Here is a 947-nt window from a genome sequence, read left to right as displayed (position 1 = left end):
GTCTCTCGCGGCGTGCAAAACGCCCTGGGCACCTCCCACACGCCATAGACCGCTGGCATATAGCGGATCCAGAGGTAAGGATCGATCGGCTCATCAGCCCAGGCCTCCCACGCAACTCGATCCTGCTCCAGTTGCTGTTCGGCCTCGGCCTGATCCAGCTCCAGGCAGCGGCGCAGCTCAGCAGGATCGGGTTGGAGCCCGGCAATTAGTTTATCGAGCCAGTATTCACAGAGGGGTTCCCCAATCTCAAATGAGCGGATCAGGCCGCCGACCTTGGAGACATTGTTAGCGCCAAGACGTGCTGCCAATTGGCCGGGCCGCAGACCGCTCTGTAGGCGGAGAGCAGCTAGATGGCGCGACAGGTGGCTGCTGCGGCGAACGTTGCTGGACATGGTGTCTTCGGCAAGCGTCCCTGCTCATCAACCCTTCAGGGTTCCAGGATTGACCACCTTGCCCAGCAGGAACGGACGGCAGGTTGGTGACCGGCAATCCCCTGGAGGATTARCGCCGGTGCTCGGGATGAACGGAGTGAACTCCTGAACCAAAGTGTAGCGCGTTGTATGGGTATTGGTTCCACTCCCGTGCGAATTACGAAAAAAAGTGCTTATCCGGCAGCCAGTGGGAATGCTGATGACAGCACGGCAGCCTCCATGGATACACAACCCCGTTCCCTGATCACAGTTTACCGGGAAGCCCTGGCATCACGTCACTACGCCCGGCGGACCATCGGCATCTACGAACGCTGGCTGCGGCGCTTCCTATGCTCTATGCCCTTCTTTCTTGATTAAATACTTAACTAAGTCTGATTTGTTTAATCGATAATGCGAACAAAGCTGGTCTCGAATCTCACGTATGTAGTCCTCRTGTTGCCTATAAGAAACCTGATCCCTAAATGCTTTAATTCTATTCTTCAGTACTCTTCACGTTATTCACACATATTTATACAT

2 protein-coding genes are annotated in these 947 nt (G+C 55.0%); one reads left to right on the top strand and one right to left on the bottom strand.

Going from position 1 to position 947, the window contains the following annotated elements; translation table 11 throughout:
- On the bottom strand, positions 1–308 hold a 308-nt coding region (locus C7K08_RS14565; RefSeq protein WP_153062438.1), incomplete at its 3' end, for a hypothetical protein.
- A 252-nt stretch (positions 309–560) separates the two neighbouring features.
- Between C7K08_RS14565 and C7K08_RS16100 the strand changes: the two genes are divergently transcribed.
- Complete coding sequence (locus C7K08_RS16100; RefSeq protein WP_193464851.1) at positions 561–788, top strand: hypothetical protein; 228 nt, start codon at positions 561–563, stop codon at positions 786–788.
- The last annotated feature ends 159 nt before the right edge of the window (positions 789–947 follow it).

It is taken from the genome of Synechococcus lacustris str. Tous, from assembly GCF_003011125.1.
In the GTDB taxonomy this organism is placed as follows: Bacteria; Cyanobacteriota; Cyanobacteriia; order PCC-6307; family Cyanobiaceae; genus Synechococcus_D; species Synechococcus_D lacustris.
This window is presented reverse-complemented; position numbering and strand designations above follow the sequence as displayed.

What these genes read in the sequence shown, in the direction of transcription:
- C7K08_RS16100 (WP_193464851.1), top strand. Translation starts at nt 561, where the DNA reads ATGGGTATTGGTTCCACTCCCGTGCGAATTACGAAAAAAAGTGCTTAT.